This is a genomic window from Candidatus Nitrospira salsa (assembly GCF_965152625.1).
The window spans coordinates 570799-589075 of sequence record NZ_CBCUCO010000002.1 but is presented as its reverse complement, the minus strand read 5'-3'; the positions used below and the strand labels follow the sequence as shown (position 1 = coordinate 589075).

The 18277-nt window shown below is 47.0% G+C and carries 13 protein-coding genes; 9 read left to right on the top strand and 4 right to left on the bottom strand.

The features are described from left to right. Positions 1 to 7 precede the first annotated feature (7 nt). A complete protein-coding gene (locus ACWQXP_RS04435; RefSeq protein ID WP_454061638.1) occupies positions 8 to 733 on the top strand; it encodes a tetratricopeptide repeat protein in 726 nt (241 codons plus the stop codon). A 129-nt stretch (positions 734 to 862) separates the two neighbouring features. On the opposite strand, the gene ychF is transcribed toward ACWQXP_RS04435, so the two are convergent. The 4 genes from ychF to ACWQXP_RS04415 all read right to left on the bottom strand — a co-directional run bounded on the left by ychF (position 863) and on the right by ACWQXP_RS04415 (position 4702). After that, the gene (gene ychF, locus ACWQXP_RS04430) at positions 863 to 1933 is read right to left on the bottom strand and encodes a redox-regulated ATPase YchF (RefSeq protein ID WP_454061637.1); all 1071 of its coding nucleotides are present in this window, start codon (positions 1931 to 1933) and stop codon (positions 863 to 865) included. Between the two features lie 84 nt (positions 1934 to 2017). Then, on the bottom strand, positions 2018 to 3379 hold the full coding sequence (locus ACWQXP_RS04425) for a lipase/acyltransferase domain-containing protein (protein ID WP_454061636.1): 1362 nt from the start codon (positions 3377 to 3379) through the stop codon (positions 2018 to 2020). A gap of 134 nt (positions 3380 to 3513) precedes the next feature. After that, the gene (locus tag ACWQXP_RS04420; protein ID WP_454061635.1) at positions 3514 to 3951 is read right to left on the bottom strand and encodes a DUF5069 domain-containing protein; all 438 of its coding nucleotides are present in this window, start codon (positions 3949 to 3951) and stop codon (positions 3514 to 3516) included. 76 nt (positions 3952 to 4027) lie between these two features. Then, on the bottom strand, positions 4028 to 4702 hold the full coding sequence (locus ACWQXP_RS04415) for a DUF3386 family protein (protein WP_454061634.1): 675 nt from the start codon (positions 4700 to 4702) through the stop codon (positions 4028 to 4030). Between the two features lie 234 nt (positions 4703 to 4936). On the opposite strand from ACWQXP_RS04415, the gene ACWQXP_RS04410 reads away from it, so the two are divergent. The 8 genes from ACWQXP_RS04410 to pelG are packed head-to-tail and all read left to right on the top strand — an operon-like array spanning position 4937 to position 18254. Beyond that, the gene (locus ACWQXP_RS04410) at positions 4937 to 5863 is read left to right on the top strand and encodes an NAD-dependent epimerase/dehydratase family protein (protein WP_454061633.1); all 927 of its coding nucleotides are present in this window, start codon (positions 4937 to 4939) and stop codon (positions 5861 to 5863) included. A 2-nt stretch (positions 5864 to 5865) separates the two neighbouring features. Next, positions 5866 to 8655: a bifunctional glycoside hydrolase 114/ polysaccharide deacetylase family protein gene (locus tag ACWQXP_RS04405; RefSeq protein WP_454061632.1), complete on the top strand. Its 2790-nt coding sequence runs from the start codon at positions 5866 to 5868 to the stop codon at positions 8653 to 8655. A gap of 28 nt (positions 8656 to 8683) precedes the next feature. Beyond that, positions 8684 to 12442: a tetratricopeptide repeat protein gene (locus ACWQXP_RS04400; RefSeq protein WP_454061631.1), complete on the top strand. Its 3759-nt coding sequence runs from the start codon at positions 8684 to 8686 to the stop codon at positions 12440 to 12442. 16 nt (positions 12443 to 12458) lie between these two features. Then, on the top strand, positions 12459 to 12983 hold the full coding sequence (locus tag ACWQXP_RS04395) for a penicillin-binding protein activator LpoB (protein WP_454061630.1): 525 nt from the start codon (positions 12459 to 12461) through the stop codon (positions 12981 to 12983). Further along, positions 12984 to 14333: a PelD GGDEF domain-containing protein gene (locus ACWQXP_RS04390; RefSeq protein WP_454061629.1), complete on the top strand. Its 1350-nt coding sequence runs from the start codon at positions 12984 to 12986 to the stop codon at positions 14331 to 14333. Next, positions 14293 to 15318: a hypothetical protein gene (locus ACWQXP_RS04385; protein WP_454061628.1), complete on the top strand. Its 1026-nt coding sequence runs from the start codon at positions 14293 to 14295 to the stop codon at positions 15316 to 15318. The genes ACWQXP_RS04390 and ACWQXP_RS04385 overlap by 41 nt, the downstream gene beginning before the upstream one ends. Before the next feature lie 54 nt (positions 15319 to 15372). Continuing rightward, positions 15373 to 16920 carry a GT4 family glycosyltransferase PelF gene (pelF, locus tag ACWQXP_RS04380; RefSeq protein WP_454061627.1) on the top strand — a complete coding sequence of 516 codons (1548 nt, stop codon included), beginning with the start codon at positions 15373 to 15375 and terminating at the stop codon, positions 16918 to 16920. Continuing rightward, positions 16884 to 18254 carry an exopolysaccharide Pel transporter PelG gene (gene pelG, locus ACWQXP_RS04375; protein ID WP_454061626.1) on the top strand — a complete coding sequence of 457 codons (1371 nt, stop codon included), beginning with the start codon at positions 16884 to 16886 and terminating at the stop codon, positions 18252 to 18254. The genes pelF and pelG overlap by 37 nt, the downstream gene beginning before the upstream one ends. Positions 18255 to 18277: the final 23 nt, after the last annotated feature.

The following is an 18277-nucleotide window of genomic DNA, read 5'->3' as shown; positions in this document are numbered from 1 at the left end:
GGACGAGATGAGAGTTCATCCAAACTTAGTATTGCTAGTCTCGTTTCTAATCGTATTTATGAGTGTGGCAGATGGTCACAGTGCGGTTGGATCAAGTCACGATGTTTGGACGACCAAAAATGCAGAAGGCCTCAAAGCCTATCGACAACAACACTACGAACAAGCCATTCAGCTTTTCCACGATGCCATTTCAAGTCTAGAGACCGACACCCAGCCTCGCGCACAAGAAGCCATCACCTTAAATAATCTGGCAGCCGCCTATGAAGGACTCAACCGATACGATGAAGCGGAATTGCATTATCTCCAATCTCTAACGATTGTCGAGCAGATACAAGGTCCCAATCATCCAGATTTGGTTCTCGGTCTCACGAACCTGGGAATCTTTCATCGAAAGCGTGGGCGCTTTGCTCAGGCTGAACGTCTGTACCAACGAAGTCTGACAATTATGGAACAGGTCTTAGGAGACAGCCATCCCCATCTCATTCCAGCACTCTTGGATTTAGCACATGTCAGTCAAGCACAAAAAGAGTTTGAGCGTTCAGAAAAATATTATAAGCGTGCCTTGAAGATTGGGAAAACTGAATTGCCTGTCGCGCATCATCAAACACAATCAATACGGATGCAGTACGCGGAACTCCTACGGCATCTGAATCGGGTGGCCGAAGCCAATTGGCTCGAAGATCAAGCCCGTCATGATCTCAATGCGCCAACCCAAAGTCCTCTTATTGAATAAAACCTGAGACTATTTTGAAGATTGAGCCCAAAACATCTGCGACATGCTTGATTTGTAATGTAGAGAGAATCGACGGATTGACCGATTTGGGATCGACAATGTAGAAGTTGCAGCCTCGACAAAGACGATTTACACATTGAACTTAAAGTGACAGACATCTCCATCTTTGACCACGTATTCTTTGCCTTCCGAACGGATCAATCCTTTTTCACGAAGCGTCACTTCCAAGCCATGTTGATCGATATCGGAATAGTGGTAGATATCCGCCTTGATAAACCCTTTCTCAAAATCTGAATGGATAACACCGGCGGCTTGTGGTGCTTTCGTTCCAACAGGAATCGTCCACCCGCGAACCTCTTGGGGACCTCCCGTAAAGTACGAGCAGAGTCCCAGCGTCACATAGGCGGCAACAATAACTTTTTCGAGGCCGCTGTGTTCCATCCCCAAGTCGTTCATAAACATTTCTCGATCCTCACCGGAAAGCTCAGCAATTTCACTTTCCAGCTTCCCACACAAGACCACAGATTTTGAGCCGCGTGCCTCTGCAAATGCTTGAAAGTCAGCAATAACAGCCGCATCTGGGCTTTCATCAGTATTGCCAACATACAAAATTGGGTGTGTGGTTAAGAGGAAGTAGGGTTTCAGCAATTCAGGGTCAAGGCCAAGCTGACGCGCGGGCGTCCCGGCTTCAAGCCCGTTTTTGAGCGTATCCAGAATTTCAAGTGTGTCTTTTGAAAGTTTGTCTCCAGCACGGGCTTTCCCTGACACTTTGTCATATTGCCGAGAGATACTGTCGAGGTCTGCAAGCATTAGCTCAGTTTCGATGACTTCAATATCGCGCTTCGGATCCACGCTCCCCATGGTATGGACGACTTCCTTATCTTCAAAAAGACGCACCATATGAAGTATCGCGTCCACTTCTCGAATGTTCGCAAGAAACTTATTCCCAAGACCTTCCCCTTGAGCCGCCCCTTTCACTAATCCGGCGATGTCGACAAAGCGACACGAAGCAGGAATCGTCTTTTTGGGATGAAAGATCTCGGTGAGACGGGTTAAACGAGCATCGGGAACACCGACGACTCCAACATTTGGTTCGATGGTGGTGAAGGGGTAATTCGACGCAGCGGCGGTGCCGGATGTCAGGGCATTAAAAATTGTGGATTTACCCACATTTGGAAGACCAACGATACCAATTTCCATAAGAAGCGCACTCTAGCAGAAAAACAATACGTAGATCCTTAAGCCAAAAGCCCTATCAGGAACAGCACATCAGGACTGACAGCACTAAGGATTGTTAAGAAATGAAATCATATCTTGTAAAGTCTGAGTATCGGTCACGAATTCGGTATGACCAACATCGTATTCTCGAACTGTTGTACTAAATGATTCCTGATAGGCCGCGGGGAGCAACGCTGAACGGACCGTGACCGTCTCGTCACCATCCTCATATAATATAGCCGGATCGATCGCCCGAGGAAGTTTTTCTGGGTTTCCATTATCAAAATACAGTGAGTTAGGACCTTGCCCATTCTTTTTCATCCATACTCCATTCGCTAAGGTCGGTCGACCCTTCGCATACAAATACAACAGAGGGAGGCGGTTTGGGGTTGAAGATTGCCTCGGAGTACGAAGCAACCCAAGGAACTGCTGTGAGCGACGAAGCCAAAACGAAGTGTAGTCAGCACGACGCCTCATGATTTCAGCAGACATGTTTTGAGGCTTGCTCAGTAACCCCCATCCAGACTGCTTCCAATTCTCTGGATTTCGAATCATCTGTGTTAACGGTTCTAGGGTAGGGGAGAGAAGTTGATCGGTATCAAGAAACGGTAATGTATAGTAGCTAGAAGGAAATGAAGAGTAGGCTTCTGCCGTGAGCATCGACGTATTGAACTTCACCGTCACGCCAAAATTCATGTTACGCAACGAGTTCATGACTCCAAGAAACGGGACTCCAGCCATGATCACTCTTGTAATATTACCTGTGCCTTCCCATGTTTCAACAGCTGTGCCCATCTCCTGGGTGCCGTAACGCAGGTAGTAACTGACAATCAATCCGCCAAGGCTATGTGCAACCAGTGCAATATCGTGCGTCCCTTTTGCTTGGAGCTGTTGGATCATGGCATCCAGACGTATCACAGAATCCATCAAGTCTTTTCGCCAATCATAGGAGAAGGCGATGACTTCCATGTCACGATCAGTCTCCGAACGAAGGATGTCGATCAAGGGACCGTAAACGTCAACTTCATAGATATACGGAACGATTGGAACCTGATCCAGTATGAGGTCGGGACGCAAATCAATGGCATTGGTTAATTCGAGACCTGGAACAGGAAGCGTCAACGGTTGATTGCCGAACAAGGCTTCGCTTGCCGATATCCAAATTAGGTGTTCATCTGAACTTCTTAGCAAGCGCGTGCCGTAGTACCCAGGAACGACAATAATGGCAGATGTTGGATTGTCGATAATATCCGATGAATTGACATGCTCAGCGCCACAACCGGACAGTGCTCCGCTCACGATTAGCAAAAGAAAGACGGGCACGCCGAAAAGGATATGACGTTTAGCATCCGCAATCTTGTGTGTGAACGTTAACCTATCGGCGATTCGGCGGACATGTTGTTTGAAAGAAAACGAAAAGAAGTTCATCGGTAATTGTCAATCAGACCGCGATGAGCATATGAAGCAGAATCGTTCCGTCACAGCATTTCATCAGGACACTGCGCGGAGAAAAGAAAGCGGATCGAACGTTCGAGAAACTGTCAAGGAAAAAATCTGAATAGTCATGTCTTGCCGTGTTTCTGAGGTACGTTTCTTCCTTCCTCTAAATCCAGCAAGTCAGCCCATGCGTTAATATCCTGGCGTCCTGGATCAAGCGAGTCTCTGACTTCTCGAAAGAACACCCACTTTTCTTCAGAGTCCGGACCCCGGTTCAACATCATGACATTCCAGTCTTGAATTTCTTGTGCGGTCCGAGGCGTCGCATGTTGCGAGATCCACTGAACGATCTCATCATCTGTTCGCATTTCTACAGCAGCAAGCAGATCATCCCCTGAAATTCCAGTGAAATCGAGAAACCGCGCGTCCAGCGGACAAGGATAGATGTACTCGCCAAGTGTTCCGGCACACTTGGCGCGACATTTATCTATGATACGTGGTAAGTGAACGTACGGTCCTAATCGTTCTTTTAGACTTCTGGGATACTGAGTGCGAAGATCCATAGGAGAGAAAAACAATGAAAGAAAACAGAAGCGAGAAAAGTCCTATAGACGACTTTTCTCGCTTCTGCGTGTAAGCCTACAGCATTTTATGGTTATCAAAGGTTAAAGTCTTCGTCACAATCGCATTATTTTCGTAAGAAATAATCCGTCGGGTTGCCGGCAAATCGGATGCCCCAATCCGAGTGTGAGTATCGGAGAAACTTTCAACATTCGTTAACGATCCATCTTTGGGAGAGAAGTAATACACCGTATATCGGGTCGTCAGATTTTTTTGATCTTGAGTAATCGCACTATCTTCAACATTGATCGTAAACGCTACATAGGGCATCTTTCGATTAATTTGAGTAATGCGATTGTCTTTAACACGATACCATGAACCCATGCCATCTCCATTAATGGTGACGCGTTGTCCCATCGGATGACTGTCGTCGCCTTCTAAGGTTAAGGCATATTTGCCATCGGATTCTTCAAAGCTTCGTGGTCCGCGATGAGTCGCAATCATCCCAATTTGGTTTTGTGCCCATTTTTTCAAGTCTTCATCGGCAATATCTACGGTCACATCTTTCGAATTTTTGACAGTAACGGTGCCCTTCGTTTCTTTCCCGTCGACATTGATTCGAAGATCGGCCTGAAACCCGTTAAAATCTGGTTGCCAACGCGCGGTCCGTTCAAACGCGCCTCGCAGTAAATCTTTGGCCTTGGGATCGTCTTGAACAGTTGTTGCGTTCTCTTCGCGAGTATACATTTCCATACCTATCGTCTCCTCATAATGTAAGTAATAAACATTTGAACCAGATCTCATATGACAAAGTGTCAACCGTATTATAGAGAATCAACTTTCTGATGAACAACCACATGCCTGATTTCAAGGAAAAGAAATATAATTACGTGAAATACGTTCATTCGAACATCGTGGATCGACAGGTTTCCAGTATCCACTTTGGCATTCCACTTGCTCATTTCACTCTAGGAAGGAAATTGACTTATGTATGTACTTGTCACAGGTGGAGCCGGTTTTATTGGCTCCCATTCAGTAGAAGCGCTATTAAAGATTGGGGCGCGAGTTCGTGTTCTAGATAATTTCTCCACCGGAAAACGGCAAAATTTACCTAGTCATCCCAATTTAGAGATCTTGTCTGGAGATATTCAAGATGTCAAAGACATCAGCCATGCCGTTGCAAATGTCACGCATATCCTGCATTTAGCGGCGCAAGTTTCCGTTCAGGACTCTCTGGTCCATCCAACCAAATCATGCAGTATCAATATCCAAGGGTTTGTCAATGTACTCGAAGCTGCACGAAAACATCAGGTTGACCGAATGGTCTACGCCTCAAGTGCAGCCGTTTATGGATATCCTCAACAACTACCCATTGCAGAAGACGATGCCGTTCATCCCATTTCACCCTATGGGTTAGAAAAAAGTGTCAATGATCAATACGCTGACTTATTTCATTCGTTGTTTAACTGTTCCATGCTTGGCGTACGCTATTTTAACGTGTATGGACCACGACAGGATCCGAAATCCCCATATGCCGGCGTCATCAGTAAGTTTATACATTTCATTGAACAGCAACAACCGCTGACCGTCTTTGGGGATGGAAGTCAAACTCGAGATTTTGTCTTTGTGTCTGATGTGGCCAAAGCTAATGTCGCAGCTCTCAGATCTGATGCCACAGGAGTCTGTCATGTGGCCACTGGAACGAGTCGAAGTTTATTAGACATGATTCAAGTCCTTTCGACCTGCATCGGCCGTGAACTCCAGGTGATTCATCAGGATGCGCAAGCAGGAGATATTCCGCATTCCGCTGCGCATGTTGAAAAGCTCGCTCAAGCCTTAGGCGTTCAATGCTCCACTCGCTTTGAAGATGGCTTGCGGATTTTATTGAAAGAAGTCTTAGGATCGAAAGGCTAGGGGTGGATCGTCGTTCAATCCATAAACGTATCCGTGTTGTTCTCTGCCTGGCATGCATCGTCATGGCCCAGGCGGCTCAAGGATGGAGCGCCAATTTCAGTGTGGCATTTTTTTATGGCGAACATGCCCCTCTTGATGAATTACACGCTTTCGATGTCGTCGTTATTGAGCCTGATCATCACTATGATCCCAATGCCTATCGCACATCACAAAGTGAATTATTCGCATACGTGAGCTTAGGGGAATTTGCCTCGTCTCGCGCCTACGCACAGACGGTTCCCAAACAATGGGTGTTAGGGAAAAACTCCATTTGGGATTCGCAGATCATTGATCAAAGTCAGGAGGCCTGGCCAACCTTCGTGATCGAACACATTATCGGGCCGCTCTGGAAGCAAGGTTTTCGAGGCTTTTTCCTTGATACGCTCGACTCTTATCACCTCGTCGCAAGCACGGCAGAAGAAAAACAGCATCAAGAACAGGGGTTGAGTCGAGTGATACGTGCCATCAAACGGACCTATCCTGACGCAAAGCTGATTTTCAATCGAGGGTTTGAAATCATTCCTACCGTAGCTGACCATGTTTTTGCGGTGGCCGCAGAATCAGTGTTTCGAGGATGGGATCAACAGAGGAGTCGCTACGTCGAAGTATCACAAAACGATCGACAATGGCTTGTACAACAATTACAGACGATACAACAATCCCATGATATACCAGCCATTGTCATCGATTACCTCCCACCACAGAGCCGAAAAGACGCACGAGACGTGGCCCGAAAGATTCAGGACCTCGGCATGATTCCCTGGGTGAGCACACCTGAATTGAATTTGTTAGGCATTGGAGCCGTTGAGGTCATGCCGCGAAAAATTTTGGCGGTATATGATAGTGCCCGTGATCCTCAACCTGTGCATAGCGACCTGCATCGCTTCATTGATTTTCCGTTAAATCACCTGGGCTATGTGTCAACACATCATGATGTCAGATCACCATTACCGGACTATCCATTAACTGGTCGGTACGCAGGGATTGTGGTGTGGGTATCAGGAGACCAACATCCCTGGAGCCAGGAATTCCACCTATGGGTGCAGAAGCAAATTCATCAAGGCATCCGAATTGTCTTCTTCGATTCATTTGGATTTCCCTTAGAAGAGCCATATCTTACTCCACTAGATTTATCCGTCGATCCCCTTGGTAAACCAGTAACGAACGTGCATTTTTCAATTAAAGACCCTCGAATGGGTTACGAGATCGACCCGATTCCCAAGCGACGTGGATTTGTTTCACTAACGCTTGAACTCGGGGAATCGCTGTTACAGGTGGAATCACTTGATGGGCAACGCCAGGATGTTGTTGCGATTACGCCTTGGGGAGGCTATGCCCTCTTTCCGTATGCCGTGATCCAGCTTCCCAACCTAGAACATTCTCGTTGGGTTTTTGACCCGATTCGTTTTCTACAAGACACGCTTCGGTTAGCGCCTATGCCTGTTCCCGATACGACAACTCAGAATGGACGTCGACTACTCTTGACACATATTGATGGGGATGGATTTCCGAGTTTAGCCGAATTTCCTGGGAAACGGTATGCCGGAGAAGTGCTGTATCGAAATATCCTGAAAAAGTACCAAGTCCCAACAACGCTCTCAGTCATAGAAGGGGAGATTGGTGCTCAAGGGCTCTATCCGAAACTGACTCCACGATTTGAAAAAACAGCCCGAGCGATGTTTGCCTTAAAGCATGTCGAAATGGCCAGCCATTCGTACTCTCACCCACTCGTGTGGCGGGAGTTTGTGATTTCTGGTCCTAATAGTCCCGGCGATTACAATTTGAACATACCAGATTATGTATACGGTCCTGAAAGTCTCACGCGAGAAATCAAAGGTTCGATTGATTACATCAATTCGACGTTAGCCCCGCCAGATAAACGGGTTCAAGTTTTTTTATGGACAGGTGACTGTAACCCTGCCGCGGAAGCCGTAGATTTAACCTACGAGATTCAGGTCGGAAATATGAACGGCGGGGATACCATCATGACGAAACAACATAACTCTTTGACAGCGGTAGCCGCATTCGGAATTCAAAAGGGTAAGCATTACCAAATCTATGCACCGAATCAAAACGAAAATATTTATACGAATGAATGGACCGGTCCCTACTACGGATTTGAGCGTGTGATTGAAACCTTTCAACTCACCGATCGTCCAAGACGACTCAAACCCATCAATATTTATTATCACACCTACTCTGCAAGTAAAAAAGCCTCTCTAACAGCGCTCCATCGAGTCTATTCATGGGCATTACAGCAAGGCGTCAATCCGATCTACGTCTCTGAATACATTCAAAAAGTCCATAATTTCAATCAGATTGTCATCGCAAAAGCCGGTACTTCTTGGAACATTCGTGGAACGACCTCCTTAAAAGAACTTCGAATCCCGCAGACATTGGGGTATCCAGATTTGCAAAAGAGTCAAGGAATTGCCGGATTTTCTGATCATGAAACGCATCGGTATCTCCATGTCGCTGACCAGTCTGAAGTCACTCTGCAATTGAAGCCGACGAGGCCAACTCTTCCATATTTACATAACACGAATGGGCAATTACTGAATTGGGTACAGAAGGAGAACACCTTGCAGCTAACGCTGAAAAGCTACCAACCGCTTATCGTTTCGGTGGGAAATGCAACAAAGTGTGCGGTAACGGCTAATGTTGGACACGTTGAGAACCGACAAGAAGGGAAGCTATTGAACCTTTTTGTCACACAACAACGTGAAAAACCCATCAGCATCACATGTTCTTAGACGCTCGGATCGTCAAACCAGGGAACGATTGTTCTCTCTCTGGTCGATCTCGTTATTTGCTGTTGGGATCGTTTTAGTGTTGATGGTGTTGTTTCCGAAGCAACGGATCTTTAATCAAGTCGCTCAAGCCAGCCAAGCATCGACGGTCAGTACATTTTTTCTCCTCAATCTTCTGAAAGCCAAACCCGAGGATACTGACCTTCGTTTTATGCTTGCTCAACATCAGTTTGCGATCGGCAACATGACACATGCCCAAGAAACTGTCACTCCATTACTCACGAGCGACAACCCACATGTGCGGATGAATGCGCAGCTATTCAATCTCCAGATGCTCAAAACTCAAACCTTTTCATTCCCAGAAACATCATCAGCCCGTCGTCAGGGCATACGGCAAATTGGACAATATCTTACACGGCTAGCAGAAACATCCCAGGAATATGACAGTGAAACACTCTCCCAATTTGCAGAATTTGCGCTGATGGTTGGCGATCAGCGTCTCGCACAATCCATGTATGAACAACTCGGACAGCAATCAACCCCTCAGACTGCACAGTGGTATGCGAAAGCTGCCGAATTGGCGTTAGGGCAGGGGGCGTATCAAAAAGCTGCAACCTTGTATTTTTCTGCTCAGAGTCAGGAAACTCGTCAAGTGCATAAGCGTGACTATTATCTCGCAGCACTGAAAGCGTTACAGTTTGGAAATTTACTCACACAAGCCATCATACAAGCTGAACAACATCTGGGCGACTTACGACATGATGAAACAACCTTGTTATTTTTGGTGTCACTTGGCCGTGCCGCAGGAGATGGCGACTTTGCTCAAAAATATGTAAAGGATTTATTGCAGGTTGCTTCGATTAGCCTTATCTTTCGAAACCTTCAAGTCCGTGCAGATTTTGAAGATCACGAAGATGAGTACGCATTCGTCTTCGCTCCGGTACTTGCGAAGATCACAGATTTTGAATATGCCCCAAGTTGGTCTTCAACGAACAACTTCTCCCGCTACCGGACTCTTGCCACTCAAACCCAATCGTCCAAGAACACACTTCCGGAAAGGCAGAGAAAATTTCGGAAGTTTGATGATCAGATGTATCAGCTTGGATATGCGGTCTTCTTAGAAAATCAGAACTTACACGATGCCTATCAATTAGCCAAAGCCGCCGTCGAACAAGCTCCTCATCGATTAGCATGGAGAAAAAAACTCGCTCAAGTCGCTGAGTGGACAGGCCGTCAACAGGTTGCACTTACACAATGGCGAACGATTGCGGAGAAGAAACCGAGCCGAAAGTCTTTTGAACAAATACTGCGATTAGCCCCAGGTGCCTATGATGACGAGAATATTGTGTTCGCCCTCTTGGGGTTGGGGAAATTGCGAGCCTTATCGGAGTCGGAATGGCGTGCACTATCGGATGGATTCGAGCGGATAGGAAAACCGGAAGAGGCTGTCGCCTATTTGACTCACCTTTATCAACGTCGACCGAATCAGGCCTATCTTGAACATATTGCCAACCTCTACCAACGAATGGGCCAAGTCACAAAAGCCTATCGCTACTATCGAGAGCTCGAAGAACAATACGGGTCACAGCTCACCTGGGCAACCCAGCAAGCACGGCTCTTGTCGGCTCGTGGTGATTTACAGAATGCCTATGCCTTATTGCGGAGCGTGAAAAGTCACGCGAAAGAAGACGATGACGAATATTGGAAATTTATTGGACATTTAGCGTGGATATTCGAAGATGATCAAGAAGCTGAACACGCTTATCAGCAATTACGCGCTCGGCAGCAACTTACAGGTGAAGCTCAGGAACGCCTCATTCTACTTTTACGTCACACACAACCATCAGAAGCTATTCAAGTCAGTCTTGCAGGATGGAAGACATTTCATAGCCCAAAGTTTTTGATGCACGCATTGGATCTCCAACTCCAAGAACAACAATTTGAACAGGTGCAATCGACCTTAGAAGGGCTCTTGCCATGGGAAGAGGATCTCGTTGTTCATCAGGAACGGTATTGGATCATTCGTGCAGAAATCATGTGGAAAATCGGCCAACCATCTCAAGCCCTTCGCGCCTATGAACAAGCCCTGACTATCAATCCGGAATCGAACGAAACGAAAGAAGCGGTGTTGTGGTTTTTGGTCGAACGCCAGAATCGAACGGCACTGAAATACTATCTTGATACATGGCAGGCTGCCATTGAGTCTGATTCGAGACTATGGGGTCCCGTCGCAGCTGCATATGTCGTCCTCGATCAGCATCGACAAGCCCTCCCATACTTCGTTCGGCAACTGAAGACTCGACAACAGGATTATCTTTGGCTCTTGAACTACGCGTCAGCTCTTGAGGCATCCTCCCAAACCGTGTTGGCATGGCAAGTTCGCCAACATGCATGGACGGTCATTCGCCAGTCGCTCTTGTCTCACCCATCTGAAGCCCCTTCTTCTGAAACAATTGAGGCGCTCGCCATATTGACACAGAGAAAAGACCCCGGGGATACACTCCTTTCCCTGTTGCGAAATGCACGAACTCAGTTGACAGCACCAGTCATGAAAGAACTCGTCGTCGCATGGTTTCTCTCTCAAGAAGCCTTTGACGCTGCCAAACGTTGGCTCTGGAATGCGTATGCCCAGCAATTTCATGAACCGGGTTGGGCCAAACTTGCCATTGCACTTGCAGAAAATGACTGGGTGGAGATCGAAGCTATCGCTCATAATTATACAGACACGTTATCGACATCCGATCATATTGAAGCCGCGAACAGACTTGACCGGAAGACGATGGCGCAAGAGCTAGCCTTTGATTCATTGACACGCCACCCAGATCAGAATGCCGCACATGTTCAATTCCAAGAAGCCGTCATGAACGCCGCAGATGAAGTCACTTCACGCGTGATGTTTGAACAACGGCGACCTCTTTCGAGCTATGTCTCAAAAACCGCAATGCCGATTCAATTAGGACGCGTTGAAGTCAAACCAGAAGCTTCTATCGCCTGGCAGAAAAGTGTCGATTCAAGAGCGTTAACCGGAGTCCCACGAGTCGACCGTCAATTCGGACTATCGCTGGGCTATCAATGGCCGACAGGAACGGTACGTTTAACAGGGTTTCATCGAAACGCACTCTCAAATGTCTTTGGATTGAACATCGACTATGAACAAACCTGGAACGAACATTTCTCAACGACGGTCACCATGGGACGTAATCAAAAGGCTGACGATTCTATTGTACTGCAGATCGGAGGCGTGAAAGATTTTGTCAGAGGACAAGGTCTCTACTATTTCTCAAAACGTCAGTTCATGTCTCTTCAATTAGATGCTCCTTGGTTTTTTAGCCAAACGCGTGACGATCTTGGCCGTGGAGTTGGCGTAGAAGGCGTCATTGGTCATCATGTTCGACGAGAATATCCAGATGTGACGGTTCGTCTGGTCGGAATCGTACAACGCTACTGGCGTGTCAATACCTTACCGGGAAGTATGAGCCGCCTTATTCCGCATACGGAGGAAGTGCCGACTCCTCTTCAAGTGATTCCTCAAAATTTCATGCAAGGCGGGATCAATCTGAGTCTAGGGGATTCCATACGCGACATCTACACTAAAGGCATCCGTCCCTTCGGCCTCCTTGGCTTGAATTACAACAGCGCGACGGGAATTGGGCATAGCCTTGAGGCAGGTCTGGCCGCACGATTATTCGGTCAGGATCGACTTTCACTGTCTGGCAGCAATATCCGAGGTGGATTTGGGCAGAATGCCACAACCACGCGAATCAATCTTCAATATCAACGTTGGTTTTAATTCAATAGGTGACACAATGAAAAAACTTTTCTTGGTGATGTTTGGAATAAGCCTGTTCATGACATATGGCTGCACGGTCATTGATCATTCTCGCGATCCGCTCATCGAGCCGCATGCTTCATGGGCCTTACTGCCGATCGTAAATCATACCGAAACTCCACAAGCCGGTCGCCGCGCTGAGGCGATTACCGAAGCTTTGCTCTACAGTCAAGGCATTACCCATTTACTCCGCTATCCGTCGACTCTCCAGGACGAGTCGTTGTTATTGGGTTCGGATCATAAATTGTATGACTCGGCATTGAGCTGGGCCAAAGATCAGAAGATCCGCTATGCCATGACGGGGACCGTCGACGAATGGCGCTATAAAGTGGGGATCGACGGGGAGCCGGCCGTTGGCGTCAGTCTACAGCTTCTCGACCTCAATACGAATCAAGTCGTGTGGACTGCAGTTGGAGGTCAAACTGGCTGGAGCCGCGAAGCGGTGAGCGCCGTGGCACAAAAGCTGATTAAACGTTTACTTGAGGAAGTGAGGGTCTCCTAAATGCGATTGCCCGTTCACTTACGCGCCGTACCCAAACCCTGGCAGTGGGTGGAAACCTGCCTGCTGACGTGTGCAATCTTGGGATTCAGTCATTGGATGGTGCCAGGCGATCCGTATTTAACGAACATGGCATTCCCCTGGTTGTGGATCGGCTCCCTCCTGTTGGGGTTGCGGTATGGAACCTGGGCAGGTCTTCTCTCGGTCGGAATCCTTCTCAGTAGTCTGTTTCTTGAAATCCAATTCGGTCTATTGAGCGACGAAACTGTACTCAAAGCCTATGTTATTGGAGGCGTATTGTTTATTGCCATCTGTGGTGAATTTGGAAGCCGATGGAATATGTATTTACAACAGATGGAAGAACGCAACGATTACCTGGATCAACGATTACAGGAAACCGCACGCGCCTACCATTTACTCGGCATGTCTCATCATAGCTTGGAAGAACATTTAATCAGTCAACCGCTCACACTTCGTGATGCGCTCAAGCGATTACGCGGGATGCTCATTGATGAAGACGATGAGATTCCGGCTGCTGCAGCCGAACGCTTTCTCGAACTCTTAACGCAATTCTTTCAATTAGAAGTCGCAGCATTCTATCGGGCTCTACCGCCACATCTCATAGAGTCGCCATTAGCCTCAGTCGGATCGATGGAAAGCCTCCAGAACGATGATCCATTGGTCCACCATGCGCGAACCACAAAAGAATTTTCGCATGTCATGATGTCCCGATCGGTATCGGTGGCGAATACCCAGTATTTAATTGTGGCTCCAGCCATGGCCAGCAACGGCGCCATTGCGGGATGGTTTGTCGTTGAGCGAATGCGCTTTCTCAACCTTCACGAAGACAGCCTGCATATGTTGAAAATCTTTTTACATTATTTCGCCGATGGACATCAGGCCGCAGTTCTTGCACGCCCGATTCTGGAACAATTTCCGGAATGTCCGGTGGCCTTTGCTCGAGAATTACCACGCTTAGTTCGCTTGCAATATGAATTGGGACTCGATAGCCGTGTGGTGATTTTTGATGTCGGCACCCCATCGATGCGAGAAGAAATCGTCTTTCATATTCTTCACCACACTCGAGGATTGGATGTCACCTGGGATATCCGACAAGATGAATTACGCCGGCTCTGCATTTTGCTTCCATTTACCGATGACGCGGCAATCGAAGGCTACCTTAGCCGTATTCAACAGCTACTTCGAGAACGATTCGGCAAAGGATTTCAGGAGACTGAGATTCAAGTGAGTATTCGTGGGCTGCATGAACATGATCCATCTACCATTGTTCAAGATCTTGTTGTAGGGAACTATGATCGCAAAAATATTCCTGTGCTTAGCGGCGTTGCTTGAGGGAGGTGCGCTTCCTTACCTCCTTTTCACGAATCGTTACCAGAACGATTCGATGGGTCTCCTGATTCTCCACATCATGGTGAGTCTAGCAGTCGGATTACTGGGCAAAGACAGTCTTCCCCTCAAATATCGACAGAGTCCCAAAACCGTCGTGATGTTCCTGACTGTTCTGACATTGTTCATCCCAATGCTCGGTGCCATTGGCGTCATCGCACTCGTGGTGATGACCAACTATTTCATTCTCGGCAAGAAGAACAATGAAATCCAAGAAATTCAAGATTCGAAGTTTGCCGATGCCGGGTTGGTCGAAATGCTTCAGTACGGAAGCGGAGATCTCCAATCACGTTTTCAAGCTTCAGCACTTCGTACAGAAACTCGACTCGATGCGTTGGGAAAATTGCAGAGCTTTGAATCACATCAGATTCATACGACTGTTCGCGAAGCCTTACAAGATCAAGCTGACGACATTCGACTCGTCGCGTTTGGGATTTTAGATAAAAAAGAAAAATCCATTAATGAAAAGATCAATCAAGAACTTGAATGGTATCAACAAACCGATGAGACATCCGACAAACTGACTCACGCTCGTCAGTTAACCTATGCCTATTGGGAACTGGTGTATAAGGAGGTCGTGGAAGGAGATATTTTGACATATGCGTTAGGGCAAGCGACGCAATACAACGACCAAGTGTTAGCTGCCTATCCAGACGATGCCGGCATGTGGGCTTTGAAAGGTCAACTTGCATTGCGTTCTCAAGAACACGACCTCGCTCAGCAAGCCTTCACAAAAGCTCTTGAGCATGGCATTCCTGAAGCCCGGGTCATTCCCTATCTTGCCGAGTTAGCCTTTTTCAAAAAGGACTTTTCAGAACTTTCACACCTCTTTACGCACAGTCAAACACTTTCCCAAATTTCAATTTTGAATCCAATTTTGAAATATTGGGATTTCGAAAAACGCCTCGTTCGCGAATATGCATCATCATAAATTCGTCGAGATGGAAGACATCATCATTCACGCATACGAAAAAGGCCTATCGTTGTGACCCTCCCGCGTGCCGAAGAGGTTGACATCGCACTGTTGTTAGAAGGGACCTACCCCTACGTGAGTGGCGGCGTGTCCAGTTGGGTGCATCAAATTATTCAAGCGTTTGCTGATTATCGATTTGGACTCGTGTTTATCGGAGGCCAGCCGGAAGAATATGATGAAATGCGTTACGAGCTACCTCCGCAGGTCGTCCATCTTGAATGCCATTTTGTCCATGCCAATCATGGACAACCTTCAATCGAATCCATCGAAGGCGATCCAAAGCTGATTCAATTTATTGAAGAATTACACAATGGTCTGAGAGCTCCGGAAACCTGTCCAGAAGGAATGCAGTTGACTCAGCACATGATGACCCTATTAACCAAAGATCCACACAGACTTCAAGAACAATTTTTATACAGTGAAACAGCATGGACATACCTGTGCGACGTGTATCGGAAGCATTGTACGGACCCGTCATTCGTCGACTATTTTTGGACCGTACGGAAAATGCATGAACCGCTTTGGATGTTGGGAAAAGTCGCCGCTAATCTTATTCCGGCGAAAATCTATCATACGGTGTCAACTGGCTATGCGGGTTTTTTAGGAGCATTATTACAGCAACGCACTGGCCGGCCGCTCATTCTGTCGGAACATGGTATTTACACCAAAGAGCGTCGCATTGATTTATTTCAGATGTCGTCGTTTAAAGACAATCGCACGCAACTGGAAAAACGATCAGAACATTTAGGATATTTCCAACAACTTTGGATACGATTTTTCGAAGTGTTGGGAAGACTTTGCTACGATGCTGCCGACCCCATTATTTCGTTATATGAAGTCAACCGACAACGTCAAATACATGACGGTGCAGAGGAGTCTCGTACCCTCACGATCCCAAACGGCATTCACATTGAGCGTTTTCAGGCACTGCGTTCACGTCGGCCAACTCACCCGCCACCCGTCTTGTGCCTGATAGGACGAGTCGTCCCCATTAAAGATGTTAAGACGTTTATTCGAGCGATGCGGACCGTCGTCAACCGCATGCCGTCGGCAGAAGGCTGGATTGCCGGACCGGAAGATGAAGACCAAGAATACGTCCAGGACTGCCGAAATTTAACCGAAAGTTTAGGCCTCTCTAATCATGTCAAATTTCTTGGATTTCAAAAAGTCGATGAAATCCTTCCTCGAATTGGACTCCTGATTTTAAGCTCGATTAGCGAAGCGCTGCCTCTTGTTGTCCTTGAAGGGTTTGCCGCAGGGATTCCGGCGGTCACAACTGACGTTGGCGCCTGCCGGCAACTGATTGAAGGGGAGGGGCTTGCAGACGACGTGGCAGGCTCAGCCGGTGCGGTTGTGAGTATGGCGAATCCCACAGCGTTAGCAGAAGCCGCCTTGAATCTCTTGTCGAATGAACAACGTTGGCAGGCCTCTCAGCGAGCCGGCATAGAGCGGGTTGAAACATTCTATACGCAACAACAAATGATTGAGCAATATCAGTCGATTTACACGAAAGCGTTTGACTCATGGCAGGTATCGGCTTTGAACTCCGAAAAATCCTAAAAAAGGATAGTTACTGGTCATTACTGAAGGCCTACGCCTATGCAGGCGTGATTAGTTCTGGCCCTTGGATCTTATCCATTATTGGCATATTAGTCATTGGGGTCATGAGTCTCTCCGTCATCGCTCCGGAAACACTCATTATTCAATTTCAACTCTCAGTCACCTACCTCATTGCCTTCAGTTTAATTTTAACCGGATGTTTACAAACCTCGTTTACGCGATATGTGGCTGATCGTCTGTATGAACAAAAAGACGAATTAGTGCTGAGTAACTTTCACGGCGTGCTCTGCCTTGTCACGATAGCCTGCGGGATCTTTGCAACAGGCGTCATCGCCTGGTTATTTCCGGAACAAACGGTCCTGTACAAAGTGCTCATGATTGGCAGTTTTGTGGTCTTGGGAAACATCTGGATCGCCACGATCTTTTTGTCCAGTATGAAAGAATATAAAGCCGTGCTTTTGCTGTATGGGCTTGGCTATGGGCTTACGATTGGAGCAGCACTCGCCATGCGGTCTTTTGGGCTAGAAGGGCTGCTTTTTGGGTTCTTTATCGGACAGTTTTTTATCTTAGTTGGCATGTTAGGTCTGACTGTTCGGAATTATTCTTCCGACACACTCCTCGCATGGGACTTTCTGAAAAAGGGAAGAATGTACGTCAGTTTGATCTGGTTGGGGTTGGTCTATAATCTCGCTATCTGGATCGACAAATTTTTATTTTGGTATTATCCGGAGACCAGTCAACTGATCATTGGGCCAATTCGAAATTCACCAATCTATGACTTGCCCATTTTCTTGGCTTATCTTTCGATTTTACCAGGCATGGCCAGTTTTCTCGTTCGTATGGAGACGGATTTCGTTGAGCGATATCAGGAATTTTACGATGCCATTCGGGGAGGGGCCTCGCTCGATCATATTCAACATGCCAAAAATGAAATGGTACGGACCATTCGTCTCGGTCTGTTTGAGATCATGAAAATTCAGTTTGTCGTGTCCTTGCTCATTTGGGCCATTGGTCCGCCAATCTTACGTTGGCTGGAAATATCAGAATTGTATGAATCGTTGCTGTATGTCGATATCGTCGCAGCCGGTCTTCAGGTCTTGTTCTTAGGAATTCTCAACGTGATGTTCTATTTAGACAAACGTCTGATTGCCCTGGGGCTTTCAAGTCTGTTTTTAATTGCCAATGTGATTTTGACAACCTGGTCTCTCTACATGGGGCTCCCGTACTATGGCTACGGGTTTGCCGTCTCATTGCTTGTTGTCGTCATTCTGGGAATGCATCTCTTAGACAAAAAACTCCAAAAGTTAGAATATGAGACATTCATGCTTCAATAACCTTGCATGTCTGATTTTCGATA